23 protein-coding genes are annotated in these 19,500 nt (G+C 59.9%); 13 read left to right on the plus strand and 10 right to left on the minus strand.

Going from position 1 to position 19,500, the window contains the following annotated elements; translation table 11 throughout:
- Positions 1-5: 5 nt before the first annotated feature.
- Positions 6-818: an EI24 domain-containing protein gene (locus BUC24_RS17170; RefSeq protein WP_073218828.1), complete on the minus strand. Its 813-nt coding sequence runs from the start codon at positions 816-818 to the stop codon at positions 6-8.
- Positions 819-947: 129 nt separating this feature from the next.
- Between BUC24_RS17170 and BUC24_RS17175 the strand changes: the two genes are divergently transcribed.
- The 3 genes from BUC24_RS17175 to BUC24_RS17185 all read left to right on the plus strand — a co-directional run bounded on the left by BUC24_RS17175 (position 948) and on the right by BUC24_RS17185 (position 3,090).
- Positions 948-1,304, plus strand: a complete 357-nt coding sequence (locus tag BUC24_RS17175) for an FKBP-type peptidyl-prolyl cis-trans isomerase (protein WP_073218831.1) — start codon at positions 948-950, stop codon at positions 1,302-1,304.
- 2 nt (positions 1,305-1,306) lie between these two features.
- A complete protein-coding gene (locus tag BUC24_RS17180; RefSeq protein WP_073218834.1) occupies positions 1,307-1,528 on the plus strand; it encodes a hypothetical protein in 222 nt (73 codons plus the stop codon).
- Between the two features lie 137 nt (positions 1,529-1,665).
- Positions 1,666-3,090, plus strand: a complete 1,425-nt coding sequence (locus BUC24_RS17185; protein WP_073218837.1) for an RtcB family protein — start codon at positions 1,666-1,668, stop codon at positions 3,088-3,090.
- A 79-nt stretch (positions 3,091-3,169) separates the two neighbouring features.
- Here the strand turns inward: BUC24_RS17185 and BUC24_RS17190 are convergent, their stop codons facing one another.
- A complete protein-coding gene (locus tag BUC24_RS17190; RefSeq protein WP_229448257.1) occupies positions 3,170-4,627 on the minus strand; it encodes a wax ester/triacylglycerol synthase family O-acyltransferase in 1,458 nt (485 codons plus the stop codon).
- A 132-nt stretch (positions 4,628-4,759) separates the two neighbouring features.
- Here BUC24_RS17190 and BUC24_RS17195 point away from each other — a divergent pair, with 132 nt between their 5' ends.
- Entirely contained in the window at positions 4,760-5,014 is a 255-nt protein-coding gene (locus BUC24_RS17195; RefSeq protein WP_073218842.1) for an acyl-CoA-binding protein, read from the plus strand.
- Between the two features lie 81 nt (positions 5,015-5,095).
- Complete coding sequence (locus BUC24_RS17200) at positions 5,096-5,488, plus strand: VOC family protein (RefSeq protein ID WP_073218845.1); 393 nt, start codon at positions 5,096-5,098, stop codon at positions 5,486-5,488.
- Here BUC24_RS17200 and BUC24_RS17205 read toward each other — a convergent pair.
- Together BUC24_RS17205 and BUC24_RS17215 are read right to left on the minus strand one after the other, a co-directional pair.
- A complete protein-coding gene (locus BUC24_RS17205) occupies positions 5,476-5,874 on the minus strand; it encodes a hypothetical protein (protein WP_073218848.1) in 399 nt (132 codons plus the stop codon). The two genes, BUC24_RS17200 and BUC24_RS17205, sit on opposite strands and share 13 nt — an antisense overlap.
- 457 nt (positions 5,875-6,331) lie before the next feature.
- Positions 6,332-6,613: a polyhydroxyalkanoic acid system family protein gene (locus tag BUC24_RS17215; protein ID WP_073218854.1), complete on the minus strand. Its 282-nt coding sequence runs from the start codon at positions 6,611-6,613 to the stop codon at positions 6,332-6,334.
- Between the two features lie 108 nt (positions 6,614-6,721).
- Here BUC24_RS17215 and BUC24_RS17220 point away from each other — a divergent pair, with 108 nt between their 5' ends.
- The 8 genes from BUC24_RS17220 to nth all read left to right on the plus strand — a co-directional run bounded on the left by BUC24_RS17220 (position 6,722) and on the right by nth (position 14,828).
- Entirely contained in the window at positions 6,722-7,969 is a 1,248-nt protein-coding gene (locus BUC24_RS17220) for a putative Na+/H+ antiporter (protein WP_073218857.1), read from the plus strand.
- 99 nt (positions 7,970-8,068) lie between these two features.
- Positions 8,069-9,481: a gluzincin family metallopeptidase gene (locus tag BUC24_RS17225; RefSeq protein WP_073218860.1), complete on the plus strand. Its 1,413-nt coding sequence runs from the start codon at positions 8,069-8,071 to the stop codon at positions 9,479-9,481.
- A gap of 15 nt (positions 9,482-9,496) precedes the next feature.
- Entirely contained in the window at positions 9,497-9,808 is a 312-nt protein-coding gene (locus BUC24_RS17230) for a hypothetical protein (RefSeq protein WP_073218862.1), read from the plus strand.
- 165 nt (positions 9,809-9,973) lie between these two features.
- Positions 9,974-10,297: a ferredoxin FdxA gene (gene fdxA / locus BUC24_RS17235; protein ID WP_073218865.1), complete on the plus strand. Its 324-nt coding sequence runs from the start codon at positions 9,974-9,976 to the stop codon at positions 10,295-10,297.
- 115 nt (positions 10,298-10,412) lie between these two features.
- On the plus strand, positions 10,413-11,510 hold the full coding sequence (locus tag BUC24_RS17240; protein ID WP_073218868.1) for an NAD(P)/FAD-dependent oxidoreductase: 1,098 nt from the start codon (positions 10,413-10,415) through the stop codon (positions 11,508-11,510).
- A gap of 259 nt (positions 11,511-11,769) precedes the next feature.
- A complete protein-coding gene (locus BUC24_RS17245) occupies positions 11,770-13,005 on the plus strand; it encodes a polyhydroxyalkanoate depolymerase (protein ID WP_073218871.1) in 1,236 nt (411 codons plus the stop codon).
- 507 nt (positions 13,006-13,512) lie between these two features.
- The gene (gene rsxB / locus BUC24_RS17250) at positions 13,513-14,184 is read left to right on the plus strand and encodes an electron transport complex subunit RsxB (RefSeq protein WP_073218874.1); all 672 of its coding nucleotides are present in this window, start codon (positions 13,513-13,515) and stop codon (positions 14,182-14,184) included.
- On the plus strand, positions 14,181-14,828 hold the full coding sequence (gene nth / locus BUC24_RS17255; protein WP_073218877.1) for an endonuclease III: 648 nt from the start codon (positions 14,181-14,183) through the stop codon (positions 14,826-14,828). Before rsxB ends, nth begins: the two co-directional genes overlap by 4 nt.
- A 34-nt stretch (positions 14,829-14,862) precedes the next feature.
- Here nth and BUC24_RS17260 read toward each other — a convergent pair whose 3' ends face one another.
- The 6 genes from BUC24_RS17260 to rplU all read right to left on the minus strand — a co-directional run bounded on the left by BUC24_RS17260 (position 14,863) and on the right by rplU (position 19,400).
- Positions 14,863-15,942, minus strand: a complete 1,080-nt coding sequence (locus BUC24_RS17260; protein ID WP_073218880.1) for a DUF4272 domain-containing protein — start codon at positions 15,940-15,942, stop codon at positions 14,863-14,865.
- Positions 15,943-16,035: 93 nt separating this feature from the next.
- Positions 16,036-17,154, minus strand: coding sequence for a glutamate 5-kinase (gene proB, locus BUC24_RS17265; protein ID WP_073218883.1), 1,119 nt, complete (start codon positions 17,152-17,154; stop codon positions 16,036-16,038).
- Between the two features lie 13 nt (positions 17,155-17,167).
- Positions 17,168-17,569 carry a DUF4345 family protein gene (locus BUC24_RS17270; RefSeq protein WP_229448261.1) on the minus strand — a complete coding sequence of 134 codons (402 nt, stop codon included), beginning with the start codon at positions 17,567-17,569 and terminating at the stop codon, positions 17,168-17,170.
- A complete protein-coding gene (gene obgE, locus BUC24_RS17275; RefSeq protein ID WP_073218885.1) occupies positions 17,562-18,671 on the minus strand; it encodes a GTPase ObgE in 1,110 nt (369 codons plus the stop codon). Before obgE ends, BUC24_RS17270 begins: the two co-directional genes overlap by 8 nt.
- A gap of 102 nt (positions 18,672-18,773) precedes the next feature.
- Positions 18,774-19,046, minus strand: coding sequence for a 50S ribosomal protein L27 (rpmA, locus tag BUC24_RS17280; RefSeq protein ID WP_073218887.1), 273 nt, complete (start codon positions 19,044-19,046; stop codon positions 18,774-18,776).
- Between the two features lie 42 nt (positions 19,047-19,088).
- On the minus strand, positions 19,089-19,400 hold the full coding sequence (rplU, locus tag BUC24_RS17285) for a 50S ribosomal protein L21 (RefSeq protein ID WP_026172134.1): 312 nt from the start codon (positions 19,398-19,400) through the stop codon (positions 19,089-19,091).
- Between the last annotated feature and the right edge of the window lie 100 nt (positions 19,401-19,500).

Raw genomic sequence — 19,500 nt, forward strand, 5'->3', positions numbered from 1 at the left:
CTTGATTAGAGTTGCTTGCCGGCCGCGCGCAAGTCCTGCAGCGCTTGCAGGCAGTAATACTGGAACCACAGACCGGTAAAAATGAAGATCAGCACAAAGATCCAGATCGACAAGGGCGCCAGGATGGGAAACAGCACCACTGACAGCACTGTGCCGCCGACCCAGACCAGCCCCGGCAAGGCCCCTGCCACGCCGGACACGATGCCGATCACCATCAAAGGGGTGCGGTGCCGACGCTTGAGTTCCTGGCGCTCTTCCTCGCTGGCATGATCGGCCAGTGCGTCGTAACTCATCACATGCGCAGTGAGCCAGCCCCACAGCAGCACCTGGACCGGCACCGATAGCGGATACAGCGGCAGCGTCAGCAGCCAGATTGGCAGAAACACCAGCATGCCGCCCATATTGGTTTTCACACTGCCGATGAAACTGCCCCCGTTCTTCTTCTCCAGCTGGGGATATTGGCGCGCCGACACATGACGCACGATGGCGGGCATGGCCGCCACCCCCATGAAAATGAATGCCGTCACTATCATCAAGGGCAACAACAGCAACATCGCCAGCAAAGGCACAAGCACGTTTTTCAGGAATCCCAGGCCCAGCATGCCCAGCACCCCATTGCCTTCCTGCAATCCGTTAGCGTCGAAAAAGGCCTGGATCGCATCGAACAATGGCTGCAAGCCGGTGTAGAGCAAGCCGCTCCACAAGGCCACCGACAGGAAAAAGGGAATCGCCGACAGCAGAATCATGCGACCACTGAACTGGGACACCAGGGCGCGCCCGAAGGCGGTCAGAACAGGACGCAAAGCGAGTTGGGACATGGGTGGCGGGCTGTTAAAAATGACAATGAAACCGAAGCATAATCGAAATTCTGTCCACCCATGTGCAATAGCGCTTTGGGGCGCCTTCGACTACAATCCCCGGTTACTCCCACATTAACAAGGAATAACATGTCCACGATCACCACCGATTCCGGTCTGCAATACGAAGAAATTACCGTCGGCGGCGGCGCCGAAGCCAAAGCAGGCCAGCACGTTACCGTGCATTACACTGGCTGGCTGCGCAACGACGACGGCACTCAGGGCGCCAAATTCGATTCGAGCAAGGACCGCAATGACCCATTCCAGTTCTCGCTGGGCGCAGGCCAAGTGATCCGCGGCTGGGACGAAGGCGTGCAAGGCATGAAAATCGGCGGCCTGCGCCGTCTGACCATTCCTGCCAGCCTGGGCTACGGCGCACGTGGCGCGGGCGGTGTGATTCCACCGAACGCCACCCTGATTTTCGACGTCGAACTGCTGGGCGTTTAAGAATGCGCGCGCTGCTCCTGGCACTGTTGCTGCCGGCATTAGGCGGATGCACGGTGCTGGCGGTCGGCGGCGCGGTCGTTTCGGTGGCCTCGACGGCTGTCGGTGCTGGCGTGGCCGTGACCAAAGGCGCGGTCAACGTCGCAACCTACCCGTTCCGCGACAGTGACGAAGAAAAAGAAGCAAAGCGCAGGAAAGAAGAAGCAGAAGAAAAGCAGAACGACTGACCATCGCCCCTTCGGGGGCGATGTTGTTTGTGCCGCTCGCTCCGTGTTATAGTAACAACCCTCTTCGTTGTATTGGCTGCTGCCTCTGAAGAAACCGCCTCTTGCGAGGTGCGATTTCTTACGTCTTGAAAGCAGCCATGAAACACCCTGTATCTCCCTATCGCCTGAGCAAGGCGCTTGCCGCGCATGGCATTCTGGCCGAACGCGATGGCAACATCGTGCGCGTCAGTGCAGCCGGCCAGCACGATGTCTCTGCCGAAATTTTGCTTCCCGCCTCCCTCCCCTTGGAGGCCAAGGCAATTACCCAACTGCTGGCTTTCGCCGGCGTACGTCATCCATCCGGCGGCCAAGTGTGCAAAGCCTGCGCCACGCCCGACTTTCATCCGGGCTCGGTGGTTCCGGTCGGCAGTATTCTGGTGACCAGCCACGATCTCGTGATCCCGCAAGCAGTTGGCACCGATATCAATTGCGGCATGCGCCTGCATGTTCTGGATCTGAGTCTGGACCAGTTCCTGGCAAAAAAGGCCCAGCTGATTACCCTGCTCAAAGGCGATTTGCTGGAAGGCAGCCGGAATGTGCCGACCACACCAGCGGCCATGACGGCGCTGTTCCAAGGCGGTCTTGGCGCGTTCTGGGAAACCATGCAATGCACGCCCGAGGGAATTTTCGCGCACCTGGATTTTGCACAGGTCAAAGCTGAAACGGAAAAACTGTTTGCCGCCTCGTTCACCCTGGGCAATCCTGACTATGCGCCGGAGGGACTGCAAGACCGCCGCCGCGGCATGATGCGCGACCCAGGCTTGGCCACCATCGGCGGTGGCAACCATTTTGTCGAATTTCAGCAAGTCTCGGAAGTGCTCGACCGGCGCCGTGCGTACGCGCTTGGCGTGCGCCCCGGTCAGCTGGCAGTGATGGTGCACACAGGGTCACGCGATGTTGGCTTTTATGTGGGCCAGCGCTGGATGGATCGCGCAAAACAGGAATGGCCGGCGGGCCTGAAACATCCTGCTTCCGGTCTGTATGGTCTGGTCGGGCCCCTGGCGCAGGAATACCTGTCCGCAATGCACGCGGCGGCCCACTATGCCGATGCCAACCGCGCACTGGTGATGGAACTGGTGCGCCAGCGCATACGGCAAGTGTATGGCGACCTGGCCATGCCGCTGGTGTGCGATGTTCCCCACAACATCGTGCTCAGCGAAGCAGCCGGCAATGTCCACCGCAAAGGTGCCACGCCCGCGCATCCGGGGCAGCCGCTACTCATACCGGGCTCGATGGGCGACGACTCCTACTTGCTCGACGGGCTGGGCAACACGCGCTTTGCCAATTCCGCCAGCCACGGCGCCGGGCGCGCGGTATCGCGCATGGAAATGACCTGGAAGTCCAACAATGACGGCCTGGTCGCCGCCAGACAATTTGAATGCATCACCTTGCGCGAGGAGCGAAGGATTGAAGAGGCGCCCAGTGCCTACAAACCGATCGGCCCGGTAATTCAGTCACAAGTGGAGGAAGCCCTGGTCAGCACCATCGCGCGGCTGACGCCGCTGTTGACCTTCAAAGCCTGACACCAACCCCCGTCGCCCTCGCGAAGGCGGGGGCCCATTCCACCGATGATCGACCGTGGAATGCGGATGGAACGAAGCCCTACTCCCAATCACCCATCAGCGCCAGCATCACCAGCTTTTCAAATTCCGGCGCAAAGCGCTTGATAATATTATCCGGGTCCTGCACCAGCGCATCGTCAGTCACTATGCCAAACTGCACCCCGCCGTTATAACTCAGGATCGATACCCCAATCCCGATGTCGCCCGACTGCGGCACCCAGAACATGCACTGATCCAGCTGGCTACCCGCAATAAACAGCGGCTGCTGTGGACCGGGCACATTGCTCATGACGGCCGTGGCCTTGCGCGCGAAGTAATTCTGAATCTCAGTCTGTACCTGCTTGGGCGTCGCCCCCAGCACACCCAGCACCGACATGGCCACCAGCGCCGTATAGCTGCCCTTGAGCTCGTTCATGCGGTGGCGCACTTCAAACAAGCGCGCCACTGGATTCTCCAGCCCGACCGGCAGCACCAGCGGCACCAGCCCGAACGCATTGCCCAGCTTTTGCTGACGGCTGGCCTTGCGCAGATTGACCGGCACCATGACGCGCACGTCGCAATCGCTTTCAACGGCGTCGCCCTTGGAACGCAGGTAGGCGCGCAAGGCGCCTGCCACGCTGGCCATCAGCACGTCGTTAATGGAGCAGCCAAACGCCTTACTGATGGCTTTGACCTCGGCCAGCGGCAGCGGTTCACTCCACGAGACATGCTTCTTGCCGTTGGGTTTACCCTTGAGGCGAGTATGACTATCTTCGTCCATCGTGGTCAGCTTGACCGCATCAATCGCCAGCTGGCCTGCTGTGTGCCCCAGTGTCGACAACTGCCCGGGCAACTTGTCGAGGTCGGTCATCATGGTGAGCGACTTGATGAACATCGACGACGACAGATCGATGGCCTTGACGGACGCGGCCGTCACCGGCAGCATGATCTGTTCCCACGGGTTTTCTTCGGCAGCGGCGGCCGCACGCGGCGTGGGCGAATGGTCTTTTTCGTCGACGCTCTTGTCGAACATCGACATGAACACGCCCACGAGCGCCACCCCATCCGCGATGCAGTGGTGGATGCGGATGATCAGCGCCTGGCGCAGCTTGCCGTCTTCCCCCATGCAATTGTCGACCAGGTGCATCTGCCAGAGCGGCTTTTCCGGGTTCAGGGGCTGCTGCGAAAGCGTGCCCACCAGTGCCTGCAGCGCTGGCTTGTTGCTGGTGTTATTCTTGTTGGACGGGAGCGCCGTGTGGATCACATGGTCGTCCAGATCGACTTCCTGTTCCTGCCACCAGGCACCCGACAAATCATTCACCACGCGGCTGCGGAAACGGCTGTACACAAGGAAACGCGACTCGAGCGCCTGGCGCAGCCCTGCCACACTGACCGGCTTGCTGAGCATCGAGACGCCCACGATCATCATCAGGTTGCCTTCAGAATCCATCCTCAGCCATGCCGTGTCGACCGTCGACATTTTCCTGCGGCTTAATCCGGACAGAGCTTTCGACAACATGGAGCGTCTCCTCTAAAGAACTGCGTTTTGGCTATTATGTCGCGCAATTCGATTGCCGTTGCGCTAAGATTCTAGGCACATTACTCTAGCGACAATATCCGAGCAACCATTTTTCAGCCAACAGGAGACTTTATGAGTTTGCAAGAACAATTCGACCAGGCCCTCGCCGATTCCAAGAACCTGCCAGAGCGTCCGGACAATATGACGCTGCTGAAAATCTACGGTCTGTACAAGCAGGCATCGGCTGGCGACGCCGACGGCAAGCGTCCAGGCTTCACCGACATGGTCGGCCGCGCCAAGTTCGATGCATGGGATGGCCTGAAAGGCACCAGCAAGGAAGACGCGATGCAGCAGTATGTGGATTTGATTGAAGAATTGAAGGGCTGATCCCAGCAATCAGACGAATGCCGCTCACCCTTGGTTGAGCGGCATTTTTATTGGCGGGTGATACTCGTCTGAAGGAAATCCATGCTGCACCATATTTCGCTCGGCGTACGCGACCTGGCGCTGTCCAGCGCGTTCTACGACGCGGCGTTCGCTGCTATCGCTTATCGGCGCGTATTCGAAGATGATGATGCTGTCGGTTACGGCCTGGTCGATGGACAAGACATTCTCTGCCTCAAACTGAACGACGCGGCGCAAGCGCCGGGGCCGGGCTTTCATCTGGCCTTTAGCGCCAACTCACGTTCGCAGGTAGATGCGTTTTACGCAGCGGCCCTGAAGATCGGCGGGCACTGCAATGGCGCGCCGGGGCTGCGTCCGGATTACGGCGACCATTACTACGCCGCATTCCTGATTGATCCGGATGGCTACCGAATTGAAGTGGTTACCAAGAACCCACTGCAGTCCTATTCATCGTGACTAGCAATTCTGTCGATCGCCGAAACGCTGCATCCCCGGGGGCAGAATATCGTCAAGGTCTCCGAATGCGGGTTCACCAAACCCCATTCACGCGTGATTTTCCATTTTGGCAGTTCATCGGTATCTTCGCTCGCCGGACTGACGGCAAACGACCAATGGCCTGAGTAAAATGCATGCAGATAAAGTGCAGGTTCGCTCTGCGCAGTCTGTATTTCCAGCGTGGCGACATACCCTTGCTGCGCCAATTTTGGATGGCTGGTCGTGTTGAATTCGTTCGTTTCCCCATCAATCCCACTGCAGCAGACCATCCGATTGCTCGCGCCCCAAAACACTGCGGCGACGCTATCGTCCGATGCGTCTGCTTTTTTGTTTTTATTGAAGAACACGTCATTCCTCTCAAAATTCTAGCGGATCAGGATAGAAGCAAGGCATACGCCAGCCAAAGCAGGCTGCCATAGAGTCCCGCATAAGAGATCCAGACAACGCACGCCAGGGCCTTGATCCATCCACTCGTCAACCGCCAGGCATGACCAGTCAACACAAACCTGACAAAACGGAACTGGATTTTCCAGTCGGAGGGCGATCTCGAAAATATCGTGCTTGCCTTGGGCCGTCCGAGTTCATCGAACGACGACGGGGCGTGGGCCGAAAAAAAACGCAGGAATAGCGGTACTGACACGTACGCAAGAATAGTAAAGCCAAGAAAGGAGAAAATCGCAAGCGGTGGGATCGGGTATGACGACATGCGCCCTCTTCAATGATGGACCGAAGATGAACTGGGCCACAAATGAGACAAAATATGGATCTCGACGGGCAACTTCATGCCGCCGCGCCTTCTTGATGTCAGGCAGCCCCAAACACCTTCTTCATGTTCTCGTGCACCTTGGCTTCAATGGTTGGCGCAAACGCGCTCATCAAAAAACCCAGGCGAATGAACATCTCGGCCTTCTTTTTTTCCAAGGTCAACTGCCCCTGCACACCGCTGCGCTCGAAGCGCAGCACATCGCCCTCCCATTCGCATTCCAGACCGTATTCGTCAGCAATCGAGTCCGCCACTTTCTGTGCGGCTTCGCGCGCCTTTTTAGGGGTGAGTTTATGTTCGTGGACGATATTAATGTCTGCCATGTTGTTCTTCCTTGGTCATTTTTCGGCCATCATACCACCTGCAACATAGGCCCTGTAGCACCGTATTGCTGATTTATAATTGCTCTCTAACATTGCGCCAGGAATCCCATGACCGATATCCAACTGATTGCCGCCGTTCTCTTTGGCCTGGCCCTTGCGCACACCTTTGCTGCCAAAACCTTTGAACGCTTGGCCGACCGCTTCCCGCGCCACGCTGGCCTGTTCCATTTCTTCGGCGAAGTCGAGGTGGTGTTTGGCCTGTGGGCGCTGGTGCTGATTATTGCCATGGCCGTCGTGTCCGGTGGCGCCGAAGCGATCAAGTACGCCGAAACACGCACTTACACCGAGCCCCTGTTCGTGTTCGTCATCATGGTCGTGGCCGCGTCCAAGCCAGTGCTGGAAACCATCCGCGCGCTGATTAGTACTGTGGCGAAAGTCGTTCCCTTGCGCACTGCCGTCGTGCGCGTGTGGCTGTGTCTGGCGCTGGTGCCGCTGATCGGCTCCTTCATTACGGAACCGGCGGCCATGACGCTGGCCGCATTGATGCTCGGCCCTTTGATTTTCCGCCAGGGGATTCCTGAGTGGCTCAAATACGCCGCGCTGGGCGTGCTGTTCGTGAATATTTCGATCGGCGGCACGCTGACCTCCTTCGCCGCCCCGCCCGTGCTGATGGTCGCCACCACCTGGAATTGGGACAGCGCTTACATGGCCACGCACTTTGGCTGGAAGTCGGCCCTGGCCGTGGGCCTGAATGCGACCGTCATTACCTTCCTGCTGCGCACCCACATCAGCAACGACGCGCCCGGTGCCCCAAAACCCGACCGCATCCCGCCCCTGGTGGCACTGATTCACTTGCTGTTCCTCGGTGGCGTGGTCGCGTTTGCCCACCATCCCGTGATTTTCATGGGCCTGTTCATGTTCTTCCTCGGCTTTACCAAGGCGTATGAGCAATACCAGAACCCGCTGATTTTGAAGGAAGGCTTGCTGGTCGGCTTCTTCCTGGCCGGGTTGGTGGTGCTGGGTGGCATGCAGCAGTGGTGGTTGCAGCCGATCGTGTCGAGCCTGAAGCCGACCGCGCTGTTCTTCGGCGCCACCGCCCTCACGGCCATTACCGACAACGCCGCCCTGACTTACCTGGGCTCCCTGATTGCCGGCATGAGCGAGGAAGCCAAGTACATGCTGGTGGCCGGTGCCGTTGCCGGCGGCGGCCTGACCGTGATTGCCAATGCGCCCAATCCTGCGGGCGTGTCGCTGTTGCGAGAAGGCTTCAACGACAACGAGATCGGCTTTGGCAGCCTGCTCCTGGGCGCCCTGCCACCCACTGTGGTGGCCATGCTGGCCTTGTTCCTGCTGTAGGCGCACTGTTTGACCTGAATCAATCGCTGAGCCCGCCAGCCACGCCACTATTTCCGCTATAGCCGCCTTGTTTCTGGCGGTGCAAGCGGAGATTTCATCATGGAACGTCGGTCCAGCAAATCAGAACCTTTTTCGGCGCATCAGCCGCCGGTCAGCTTCATTCCCACCCCCAGCGCTGCCTATCGGCAGCATCGCAAAAGTGTCGCCACCCTGCTTGAACCCGGCCCTCCCCGTACCGGACTTGGCGCGGAACCGGTGCCCGTGCCATTTGGACTCGGTGCGCGCGTCCTGATGTGGCGCCAGGATCCGTCGGTGGCCGAAATCAGCACCCGCAAGGTGTTTTTGCCGGGGCTGATGCTGGACGGCCCGCGCGACGCCCGCGTCACGTTCGGCCAGCCAGGCATTGAGGCGGTCAGCCCGAATGCCTTTGGCGACTTTGTCACCACGCCCGATACGCCCCAGTTCGATGCTGTGCACACCTACGCCGTGGTGCGCCAGACGCTCACCATGTACCAGCGCGCCCTGGCCGGCAACGATGCGACCGACACGCCCTTGCCCTGGCAGTGGAATGATGGCGCCAACGTCGAACCGCTGACCATCTTCCCGTACGGTTTGCCGAATGTAATGAACGCGTTTTACAGCCGCACCGAGGCGTGCCTGAAATTTGGCGACTTCGTGCCGATCGGCCAGCCAAGCCGTGTCTACACCTGCCGCTCGCTCGATATCGTGTCGCACGAAACAGCGCACGCCGTGCTCGACGGCCTCAAGCCTGAATGGCTGTTGGCCGACAATCCGCCCCAGACGGGCGGCCTGCACGAATCCTTCGGCGACATGACGGCGATCTTCCTGACCTTGTCGCAGCTGGACCAGTGCGAAGCCATCGTGGCGCAAACGCGCGCCCGCCTGCACGATAAAACCTTCCTGGCAGACATTGCCGAGCAATTCGGCCTGGCACTGGGCCGCCCCAACGGCCTGCGCAACGCCGACAATGACATCACCCTGTCGCAGGCCGGCACCGAAGTGCACGCCATTTCGCAAGTGTTCACCGGCGCCGTGTACGACGTGCTGGCCGACGTGTTTGCGCTCGAACGCGATCCCGCGCGCAAGGACGACGCGGCCGTGCTGCACCAGGTCGGCGCCGTGATACGCGGGCTGGTCCTGCGCGCTTTCATCGCCGCGCCCGACCATGCCGCCACGTACGCCGATGTAGTCAATGCCATGCTGCGCCTGGCGGTAGACGATGCATTGCCGATGGCGACCCGCAACGCGATCCGCAACCGCTTTGTACAGCGCGAAGTCGTCCAGGGCGAGGTGGACCAGGACCATGTCGCCGGTGTCGACTTGTTACCCGGTGTGCAGGATGCGCCGGGAGCAATCCAGGACCGGCGCGCCTGTTGCGGGACGATGAACCTGGCGGAGTATTACGACGTCGAAGCCTTACTGGACGTGGAACGCGATCAGCTGGCGAAATGGTGCGCTGAAAATGGCCGGCCAGCGCCACTGCAGCCTTGACATCTGGAGACAGCTATGAAAATCACAGCACATTGTGCCAGCGGCCTTAGTGGCCAGGCGGAACACTACCAGGTCGACACGGCTCTGTTGCATAACGGCTCCTGCATCGAAGCCCTGCTCGACAGCGTGGAATACCTGCCCGCCGCGCGTCCGCCGCCGCTGGGCGCAGATATCGGCCAGTGGCACATCACACTCGACAACGGTCGACAGCAGCATACGGTGGCCTTCGTCGAAGATGGCAGTGCAGCCGCCTTGCCGTGGCAAACCCTGCTCACCCAGCTGCGCGCCAGCGCCGAAACGGGCTTGAACAGCCCGTTTCTCCGTTAAAAAATCGTCAACATGCGCGCTGACCCTTGTATTTGCTTATGTATATTGTGTATAAGCCTGATTTGTGGGAATAAGCGAATTGCCTTAAAATACAGTGCTTTGCTTTAGTAGGCGGACGTGTTACGCACCGCCAGCGCGCAGCACCCCTTTCTAGATAGGACTGTTATGACCCACGTTGTCACCGAATCGTGCATCAGCTGTCGTTACACCGATTGCGTCGATGTATGCCCGGTAGATTGTTTCCGGGAAGGCCCGAATTTCCTGACGATCGACCCTGACGAGTGCATCGACTGCGCCGTGTGCGTGGCCGAATGCCCAGTCAACGCCATTTTCGCCGAGGAAGACGTGCCGGCCGACCAGCAGCAGTTCATCAAAATCAACGTTGAACTGGCACGCGCCTGGCCGTCCATCACCAAGACCAAGCCAGCCCTGCCAGACGCAGAGCAGTGGAAAGACGTCAAAAACAAGTTGGACCAGCTGGTACGCTAACACGCTCCCGGCGCCGCTGCGGCGGCGCCAGCACGATTGCGCAGGACATGGCACACTGATGCCCCTGACGCGGTGCAACATCGCACTACCATTCAAAATCAACAGGAAGTAACGCATGTCTATTACCGCCACCCACGAAGCGGGCAGCATTGCTGCCAACAGTACCTTTGCCGGCGCCATCGAAACCGATGCCGTGATTATCGGCGCGGGCCCGGTCGGCCTGTTCCAGGTGTTCGAACTCGGCCTGCTGGAAATCAAGGCTCACGTGATCGATTCGCTGGCAGCGGTAGGCGGACAATGCGTTGAACTCTATCCTGACAAGCCGATCTACGACATCCCTGCCGTGCCTGTCTGTACCGGCCAGGAACTGACCGACAACCTGCTCAAGCAGATCGAACCGTTCGAACCAACGTTCCACCTGGGCCAGGAAGTCACCGGCGTGCAGCGTCGTGAAGACAGCCGTTTCAACGTTGAAACCTCGACCGGCACCCGCTTCATCACGAAGACCATCTTTATCGCCGCTGGCGTCGGTTCGTTCCAGGCGCGTACGATCAAGGTGGATGGCATCGAAGTGTATGAAGGTTCGCAGCTGCACTACCGCGTGAAAGATCCAAGCCTCTTTGAAGGCAAGAACCTGGTCATCTGCGGCGGCGGTGACTCCGCGCTGGACTGGGCACTGAACTTCGTTGGCAAGGCTGAATCGGTTGTGCTGCTGCACCGCCGCGAAGACTTCCGCGCTGCGCCAGCATCGGTGGCCAAGATGAAGGCTCTGTGCGATGCCTACGAAATGCAACTGATCACCGGCCAGGTGACTGGCTTTGACGAAAAAGACGGCAAGCTGGCCGAAGTGAAGGTCACCGGTGCCGATGGCGTCACCCGCCGCGTACCGCTCGACATGCTGCTCGTGTTCTTCGGTTTGTCGCCAAAACTGGGCCCGATCGCGGAATGGGGCCTCGATATCGAGCGTCGCCAGCTCAAGGTGCAAAACACCGAAAAGTTCGAAACCAATGTACCGGGCATCTTCGCCGTGGGTGACATCAACACCTACCCAGGCAAGAAGAAGCTGATTCTGTCGGGCTTCCACGAAGCTGCTCTGGCCGCTTTCGGCGCTGCACCATATATCTTCCCGGACAAGAAGATCCACATGCAGTACACCACCACCTCGCCGAAGCTGCACAAGATTCTCGGTGTGGAAAGTCCTGTATTTGACTGACATTGTTCAGTAACTCGCACGCAACAGATGCCCCGCTCAGTCGGGGCATTTTTTTTATGCGTTAGGTAGCTCATAAACGCAGTGCAGCATACTGTGTTAAAACTGGTTAACGCTTACGGATTCCTTACGCGAAATTCCAGTGATGCTGGATTTCCAATAGGCACCCAAAATTGCAAGTTGCCTTTCCCAAATAGCCTATAATCGGCGGGCGGGAGCTGCAAACGATTGCAAGCCAACCGATCATTTTGAAGGAATATGTATGCTTTACCAATTGCACGAGATGCAACGCTCATTCCTGACTCCGTTGATGCAGTGGGCTGATGCCTCAGCGAAGTTGTTCTCCAATCCCGTGTCGCCCCTGGCCCACACGCCGTTCGCGCAGCGTATCGCTGCCGGTTACGAGCTGATGTACCGCCTCGGCAAAGATTACGAAAAACCAGCCTTCGAGATCCGTTCTGTCGTCATCGGCGGCGAACCCGTCGGCATCATGGAACACACGGTCGAAGAACGTCCGTTCTGCAAACTGCTGCATTTCAAGAAAGACTTGAGCGACAAACAGTTCGCCAAGCTGAAGCAGCCAAAGGTGCTGGTCGTTGCACCGCTGTCCGGCCACCACGCCACGCTGCTGCGCGACACCGTGCGCGCGCTGCTGGTCGAACACGACGTCTACATCACCGACTGGACCGATGCGCGCATGGTCCCGGCGACCGAAGGCCCGTTCCACCTGGACGACTATATCTACTACGTACAGGATTTCATTCGCCTGCTTGCACCCGATCTGCATGTGATTTCGGTGTGCCAGCCAACGGTTCCGGTATTGGCCGCCATTTCACTGATGGCCACTGCCAAGGATCCGCAGCTGCCGAAGACCATGACCATGATGGGCGGCCCGATCGACCCGCGCCGCTCGCCGACCGCCGTCAACGATCTGGCGACCGAAAAGGCGTACTCGTGGTTTGAGAACACGGTCATCTATTCGGTGCCCGCCAACTACCCTGGTTACGGGCGCCGCGTGTATCCGGGCTTCCTGCAGCATGCGGGCTTCATCGCCATGAACCCCGGCCGTCACGCGCAGAGCCATCGCGAGTTCTACATGCACCTGGTGACCGGTGACGACGAACCGGCCGAAGGTCACCGCAAGTTCTACGACGAGTACAACGCGGTGCTTGATATGCCTGCTGAATATTATCTGGACACGATCAAGACCGTGTTCCAGGACTTCAGCCTGCCGAAGGGCACCTGGATGGTGGGTGGCCAGCTGGTACGGCCGCAAGACATCACCAACGTGGCGCTGCTGACCGTCGAAGGCGAGCTGGACGACATCTCCGGTGCTGGCCAGACCCAGGCGGCGCATGATCTGTGCACCGGCATTCCGGCTGACATGCAGCAGGATTATGTGGCGCCGGGTGCCGGCCACTACGGCATCTTCTCGGGCCGGCGCTGGCGCGAGACGATCTGTCCGAAGATTGGCGAGTTCATCCGCCAGCACGGGTAAACAAAATGCCGCGAACTTCGCGGCATTTTTTTCGCACATCGCCCTCGCGAAGGCGGGGGCCCACACCACGCTGAACAACTTCGGCGGCATGCTATAGGCCCCCGCCTCCGCGAGGGCGATGCGCTAACGGCGACGCGACCATCCCCCAGCAGCAACATCGCCCTCGCGAAGGCGGGGGCCTATTCCACGCTGAACAACTTCGGTAACGTGGAATAGGTCCCCGCCTTCGCGAGGACGACGCGCCAACGGCGACGCGACCATCCCTTCAGCAACCACATCGCCCTCGCGAAGGCGGGGGCCTATTCCACGCTGAACAACTTCGGTAACGTGGAATGGCTCCCCGCCTTCGCGAGGACGATGCGCTAACGGCCACGCCCCCTATCCCTCCGGCAGCAACATCGCCCTCGCGAAGGCGGGGGCCCATACCGTGCTGAACAACTTCGGTAACGCGGAATAGGTCCCCGCCTCCGCGAGGACGATGTCGCTCTTGGCGACTATAATATCGCCATGTCCGCAACAAAAACCCTCGCAGACCAGGTCGAAGACCTTTTGCCGCAAACCCAGTGCACCAAGTGCGGGTTCGCAGCCTGCCGCCCTTACGCGGAAGCCATCGCCGACGGCAGCGCCAACATCAACCAGTGCCCGCCTGGCGGCATGGAAGGTGTGCGCCGCCTGTCCGCACTTACCGGCCGTCCCGTCATCCCGATCAACCCCGTCAACGGTATCGAACGCCCACGTCCGGTCGCCTTCATCGACGAAGCGCTGTGCATCGGCTGCACCCTGTGCATGCAAGCCTGCCCGGTGGACGCCATCCTGGGCGCGAACAAGCAGATGCACACGATCCTGCCCAGCCTGTGCACCGGCTGCGACCTGTGCGTGGCACCCTGCCCGGTCGACTGCATCACCATGATGCCGGTCACCGGCGAGCGCACCGGCTGGAACGCGTGGTCACAGGAGCAGGCTGACGACGCCCGCTCGCGTCACGACTTCCGCACCCTGCGCCTGGCACGCGAACGGGCCGAGAACGATGCGCGCCTTGCCGCCAAGGCGGCCGCCAAAATGAAGGAAGTGGTGGCCGAAGTGACCAATACGCCGGAAGAACTGGCAGAAAAAGAACGCAAGCGCGCCATCATCGCCGCCGCTATGGAGCGCGCCCGCCAGAAAGCCCAAGGTCAATGAATCCCGCCAAACGCCAAGCCATCTTCGAGCGCCTGCGCGCTGCCAATCCATCCCCCAAAACCGAACTGGAATACACGACCCCATTCGAATTGCTGATTGCCGTGCTGCTGTCGGCGCAAGCAACCGACGTGGGTGTGAACAAGGCCACGCGCAAGCTGTACCCGGTTGCCAATACGCCGCAGGCGATTCTGGATCTGGGCCTGGACGGCCTGAAGGAATATATCAACACGATTGGCCTGTATCCCACCAAGGCCAAGAACGTGATCGCCACCTGCCAACTTCTGGTAGACCAGTATGGCGGCGAAGTGCCGCGCACGCGCGAGGAGCTTGAGCAGTTGCCAGGCGTGGGCCGCAAGACGGCCAATGTGGTCCTGAACACCGCGTTTGGCGAGCTGGCCATGGCGGTGGACACGCACATCTTCCGCGTGTCGAACCGGACCAAGCTGGCGCCAGGAAAGGACGTGGTGGAAGTCGAGCACAAGCTGATGAAGTTCGTGCCCCAGGAATTTTTACTGGACGCGCACCACTGGCTGATTCTACACGGCCGCTATACCTGCATTGCGCGCAAACCAAAGTGCTGGAACTGCGTGATTGTCGATCTGTGCGAATTCAAACAAAAGACCCCAGCGCCCGAGGGTCTTTGATCAGCCACCACATCGCCCTCGCGAAGGCGGGGGCCTAAGTCGGCGTATCCACATCATCCCACTGCGCATGCTGGAAGCGCACCAGCCAGTTCAGCGCGTGATGCCGTTCCGAGACAACGCCCGCATCGATGCCCTCGATTTCCGGCTGCGCCTTGCGGCGCCGTTCCCGAATCGACCAGTGCAAACGATAGTGCAAATCAAGCGCATCGAGGATCTCCCCAGGATCGCGCAGCTTCCCTTTGCTCAGCTCACCCAGCAAGCGCACACACTCACCCGCATCGCATGGCTGCGGGGGATATGGCAGCTCGGGCGCCAGTCCCAGCGACCACAGTAATAGATACACCGCTTCATAGCGCCAAAGCAGCTGCACGCTCTGGTGCTGCGTGGGCGCGTCCAGCTCAAGGTAGGCTTGCTCGGCAGCGGAAAGATGGTCGTCCGCGCCCAGAATTTTACTGAACAGCTCATCCACGCTCATCGGCTGCCCGGCCAGGCATGACTCGGCCCGCAGTGCGCATACCAGCAAGGCCTTGATACGGCCAGCGATCTCCTCTTCGCTGCGCAGAACGAGCTCTTTCTCGCACACCAAGGGCGGCAGACTGGCACCTGTTTCAACACCAGCAGCCGCCAGCTTGCCTTCGATGCGCGCCTTGCGCGCCAGTGCCTGCTCCGGATATGGTTCGCTCGCGCCGGCGGCGCTGCTGCCGTCACCGGCGTGCACCAGCACCAGACCATCCGGGTCAAGCACATGCCCATCCGGGAGGAACAGCAGCGCATTGGCCTTGCGCGCCCACGCGTACAGCGCGGGCATTTCGCCCGGCGCGACCCACAGGCTGGCATGCTGCTGCACGCGCTGCAGGTGCAAGATGGCGTGGTATTTGTGACTCGACATTTCGGGGGTGCCGCGCGACAGCACATAACCGCAAAAGCCATCCAGATGCGTCAGTAACTCAGGATCGGACAGGTCGCGCCGGTTATTGAGCACGTGGCCAAATTCAGGCTTGGGCAATGCCAGCAAGGTGCTGTAGGCATTCACCAGAATCATGTCGTCGGTGGCTTTGGTCGCTGCGATGTCGTCTGGCGCGCGCCGGAACAGGTTTTTGAGTCGTTCGATCATGGGCGTGTCGATAGTTGGTCGGTAGGTCGGTCGCGATCGGCCGGCGCATGCGTGGTATGGGCCCCCGCCTGCGCGAGGGCGACGTTATTTCGACTAGATCAAGACCAGGTTATCGCGATGAATCAGCTCAGGCCCTTCCAGGAAACCGAGAATCGCTTCGATCTCCGCCGAAGGCTTACGCATGATGCGGCGCGCCTCGGAACTGGTGTAGTTGCTGATGCCGCGCGCCAGCGCCGTGCCATCTTCAGCCAGGCAGGTAATCACGGCGCCACGGCCAAATTCGCCGCGTACTTCCATCACGCCAATCGGCAGAAGGGACTTGCCCTCGCGGGTCAGCTTGGCCACGGCGCCCGCATCCAGCACCACCTTGCCTGCCGTGTGCAGATGATCCGACATCCACTGCTTGCGCGCTGTCAGGTGCCCGGTTTGCGCAGTCAGCTGGGTGCCGATGGCTTCCCCGGCCGCCAGGCGCGAGAGCACGTCGCTGTCGCGGCCCCAGGCGATGATGGTGTGGGCGCCCGAACCGGCAGCGCGCTTGGCCGCCAGGATCTTGGTCAGCATGCCGCCACGCCCGATGCTGCTGCCGGCGCCGCCGGCCATCGCTTCCAGTGCCGGGTCGCCGGCCTTGCCTTCGGCGATCAGCACGGCCGCAGGATCCTTGCGCGGATCCGCGCTGAACAGGCCATGCTGGTCGGTCAGAATCACCAGCGCGTCAGCTTCGATCAAATTGGCCACCAAGGCACCGAGGGTGTCGTTGTCGCCGAACTTGATTTCATCGGTGACGACCGTATCGTTCTCGTTGATGATCGGGACCACGCCCAGCCGCAGCAGCGTGGTCAGCGTCGAGCGCGCGTTCAGATAGCGTTCGCGGTCGGCGAGGTCGGCGTGGGTCAGCAGCACCTGGGCTGTGCCCAGACCATGCGCGCGGAAACTGGTTTCGTAAATCTGCGCCAGTCCCATCTGCCCGACGGCGGCGCAGGCTTGCAGTTCATGGATGTCGGTGGGGCGCTTTTCAAAGCCCAGGCGCAGCATGCCTTCGGCAATTGCGCCCGAGCTGACCAGCACCACCTGCTTGCCCAGCGCGCGCAAGGCGGCAATCTGGGCAGCCCAGCGGGCAATGGCGTTGTGATCGAGTCCGCGCCCGTCGTTGGTGACGAGCGAGGAGCCCACTTTGATGATGATGCGTTGTGCAGTTTGTATGACGGATTTCATCGGCGCTTTAGGATCAGCGCGGGCGCAGGGCCAGCAGCGCTAAGCCGCCAGCCAGTTCCAGCCCGCATATGACTAACAAATATCCCTGGGGCAGACCGATTGCAAAGGCCGCGATCAGGCGGCCAGCCGGCTGCGCCAGGATGAACAATGCTGTGATATCGCCGAGCACAGGCTGGTCGCCATGCTTTGCTGCCAGAAGCGCCAGTCCCGCGGTAGCGAGCCTGACGCCGACGTACATGGCGAAGAACTGGCTGTAGCCGTTCACGCCTGCTAATAACATGCCAAAACTGGTGGCCACACGGTCCGGATCGATCAGTGCCATCCAGGCCGACAGGCTCGACACCAGCGCAATCAGCTTGAGCAGCGCAGCGCGCTGGCCAAGCCGGGACTGCAGGGCCAACGGCAGCTTAATCAAGGATCTTGAAGCGCGGATCGTCCGGATCGATCGACGAAATGCCGCGTGCTTCTTCAGTCATCTGGGTCTCTTCGGCACGGTGCTCGCTGTGACGCTTCGCTTCCAGGTGCAGGTAGATCGCATTGACCAGTTCCTGGCAACCGTCGTGGTTGAGCGCCGAAATCTCGAACACAGGGCCCTTCCAGGCCATGCGCTTGATGAAGTCCTTGACGATCTTTTTGCGATCATCTTCCGGCACCACATCGAGCTTGTTGAGCACCAGCCAGCGCGGCTTGTCGACCAGCGCTTCATCGTACTTTTGCAGTTCCTTGACCAGCGCCTTGGCTTCCTTGACCGGATCGACATTGGTTTCAAACGGCGCCAGGTCGACAATGTGCAGCAGCAGGCCGGTACGCTGCAAGTGACGCAGGAACTGGTGGCCCAGGCCCGCGCCTTCGGAAGCGCCTTCGATCAAGCCAGGAATGTCGGCGATCACAAAGCTCTTCTCGTGCGAGACGCGCACCACACCCAGGTTCGGGTGCAGGGTGGTAAATGGATAGTCAGCGATCTTCGGCTTGGCGTTCGAGACCGCGGTGATGAAGGTCGACTTGCCGGCGTTCGGCATGCCCAGCAGGCCCACATCGGCCAGGACCTTCAGTTCCAGACGCAGCTCGCGCCGTTCGCCTTCTTTACCCTCGGTCTTTTGCCGCGGGGCGCGGTTGGTCGACGACTTGAAGTGGATATTGCCCCAGCCGCCCTCGCCGCCCTTGGCCAGCAGTTCGGTCTGGCCGTGTTCGGTCAGGTCGGCGATGATTTCGCCGTTGTTGTTATCGACGATCAGCGTGCCGACCGGCATGCGCATGTAAATGTCTTCCGCGCCCTTGCCATAGCAGTCCGCGCCGCGGCCAGGTTCGCCGTCTTTGCCCTTGTGCATTTTGGAATAGCGGAAATCCACCAGCGTGTTGATGTTGCGGTCAGCCACTGCCCAGATCGAGGCGCCCTTGCCGCCGTCGCCACCGTCCGGTCCGCCAAATGGGCGGAACTTCTCGCGACAGAACGAGGCGCAGCCATTGCCGCCGTCGCCGGCGATGACTTCGATTTTTGCTTCGTCGATAAACTTCATATTTTTGCCGCCATAAAACTAAAAAGGCTCTACCGTGGGCAGAGCCTTTCGATTGAAGGCTTGCGCCTTACAAGATGCGCGCCATGACAGCGCGGGTAGTACTTAAGCTGCTACAGCTTCGTTCGGTACAACGGTGACGAACTGCTTCGAGCCCACACCTTTGACAACGAACTTGACTTTGCCGTCGACCAGCGCGAACAAGGTGTGATCCTTGCCGGTGCCGACGTTTTCGCCTGCGCGCACTGGGGTGCCGCGCTGACGGATGATGATGCCGCCGGCGTTGATGGTCTGACCACCGTACACTTTAACGCCAAGACGCTTTGATTCTGAATCGCGGCCATTTCGCGTTGTGCCGCCGCCTTTTTTGTGTGCCATTTAATGCTCCTAGATAGCTGGTTTAAACCGGGCAAACAGCGATTAGCCGTTGATCGATACGATTTGGATTTCGGTGAAATTCTGGCGATGGCCTTGGTGCTTCTGGTAGTGCTTACGACGACGCATCTTGAAAATCTTCACTTTATCGTGACGACCGTGTGCCACAACAGTTACCAGAACCTTTGCACCTTCGACCAATGGCGCACCAAACTTGATGGTGTCGCCCGCGCCTACTGCGAGTACTTGATCGATGGTGATTTCGGAACCAATGTCTGCCGGTATCTGTTCTACTTTAAGTTTTTCGCCAGCGACAACTTTGTATTGTTTGCCACCGGTTTTTATGACCGCGTACATGATATGAAACCTCATCAAATGTTAATAGATTTCCCTGGCCGGAGCCGGGGGAACCGCAGATTATACACGGAATGAATTTTTTCGTCAAAAGGGATGCACA

Source organism: Massilia sp. CF038, assembly GCF_900129765.1.
Taxonomy (GTDB): Bacteria; Pseudomonadota; Gammaproteobacteria; order Burkholderiales; family Burkholderiaceae_D; genus Telluria_A.

Bases quoted from the DNA above. Each gene is read 5' to 3' on its own strand.
- BUC24_RS17170 (WP_073218828.1), bottom strand. From the start codon at position 818: ATGTCCCAACTCGCTTTGCGTCCTGTTCTGACCGCCTTCGGGCGCGCC.
- BUC24_RS17175 (WP_073218831.1), top strand. From the start codon at position 948: ATGTCCACGATCACCACCGATTCCGGTCTGCAATACGAAGAAATTACC.
- BUC24_RS17180 (WP_073218834.1), top strand. From the start codon at position 1,307: ATGCGCGCGCTGCTCCTGGCACTGTTGCTGCCGGCATTAGGCGGATGC.
- BUC24_RS17185 (WP_073218837.1), top strand. From the start codon at position 1,666: ATGAAACACCCTGTATCTCCCTATCGCCTGAGCAAGGCGCTTGCCGCG.
- BUC24_RS17190 (WP_229448257.1), bottom strand. From the start codon at position 4,627: ATGTTGTCGAAAGCTCTGTCCGGATTAAGCCGCAGGAAAATGTCGACG.
- BUC24_RS17195 (WP_073218842.1), top strand. From the start codon at position 4,760: ATGAGTTTGCAAGAACAATTCGACCAGGCCCTCGCCGATTCCAAGAAC.
- BUC24_RS17200 (WP_073218845.1), top strand. From the start codon at position 5,096: ATGCTGCACCATATTTCGCTCGGCGTACGCGACCTGGCGCTGTCCAGC.
- BUC24_RS17215 (WP_073218854.1), bottom strand. From the start codon at position 6,613: ATGGCAGACATTAATATCGTCCACGAACATAAACTCACCCCTAAAAAG.
- BUC24_RS17220 (WP_073218857.1), top strand. From the start codon at position 6,722: ATGACCGATATCCAACTGATTGCCGCCGTTCTCTTTGGCCTGGCCCTT.
- BUC24_RS17225 (WP_073218860.1), top strand. From the start codon at position 8,069: ATGGAACGTCGGTCCAGCAAATCAGAACCTTTTTCGGCGCATCAGCCG.
- BUC24_RS17230 (WP_073218862.1), top strand. From the start codon at position 9,497: ATGAAAATCACAGCACATTGTGCCAGCGGCCTTAGTGGCCAGGCGGAA.
- fdxA (WP_073218865.1), top strand. From the start codon at position 9,974: ATGACCCACGTTGTCACCGAATCGTGCATCAGCTGTCGTTACACCGAT.
- BUC24_RS17240 (WP_073218868.1), top strand. From the start codon at position 10,413: ATGTCTATTACCGCCACCCACGAAGCGGGCAGCATTGCTGCCAACAGT.
- BUC24_RS17245 (WP_073218871.1), top strand. From the start codon at position 11,770: ATGCTTTACCAATTGCACGAGATGCAACGCTCATTCCTGACTCCGTTG.
- rsxB (WP_073218874.1), top strand. From the start codon at position 13,513: ATGTCCGCAACAAAAACCCTCGCAGACCAGGTCGAAGACCTTTTGCCG.
- nth (WP_073218877.1), top strand. From the start codon at position 14,181: ATGAATCCCGCCAAACGCCAAGCCATCTTCGAGCGCCTGCGCGCTGCC.
- BUC24_RS17260 (WP_073218880.1), bottom strand. From the start codon at position 15,942: ATGATCGAACGACTCAAAAACCTGTTCCGGCGCGCGCCAGACGACATC.
- proB (WP_073218883.1), bottom strand. From the start codon at position 17,154: ATGAAATCCGTCATACAAACTGCACAACGCATCATCATCAAAGTGGGC.
- obgE (WP_073218885.1), bottom strand. From the start codon at position 18,671: ATGAAGTTTATCGACGAAGCAAAAATCGAAGTCATCGCCGGCGACGGC.
- rpmA (WP_073218887.1), bottom strand. From the start codon at position 19,046: ATGGCACACAAAAAAGGCGGCGGCACAACGCGAAATGGCCGCGATTCA.
- rplU (WP_026172134.1), bottom strand. From the start codon at position 19,400: ATGTACGCGGTCATAAAAACCGGTGGCAAACAATACAAAGTTGTCGCT.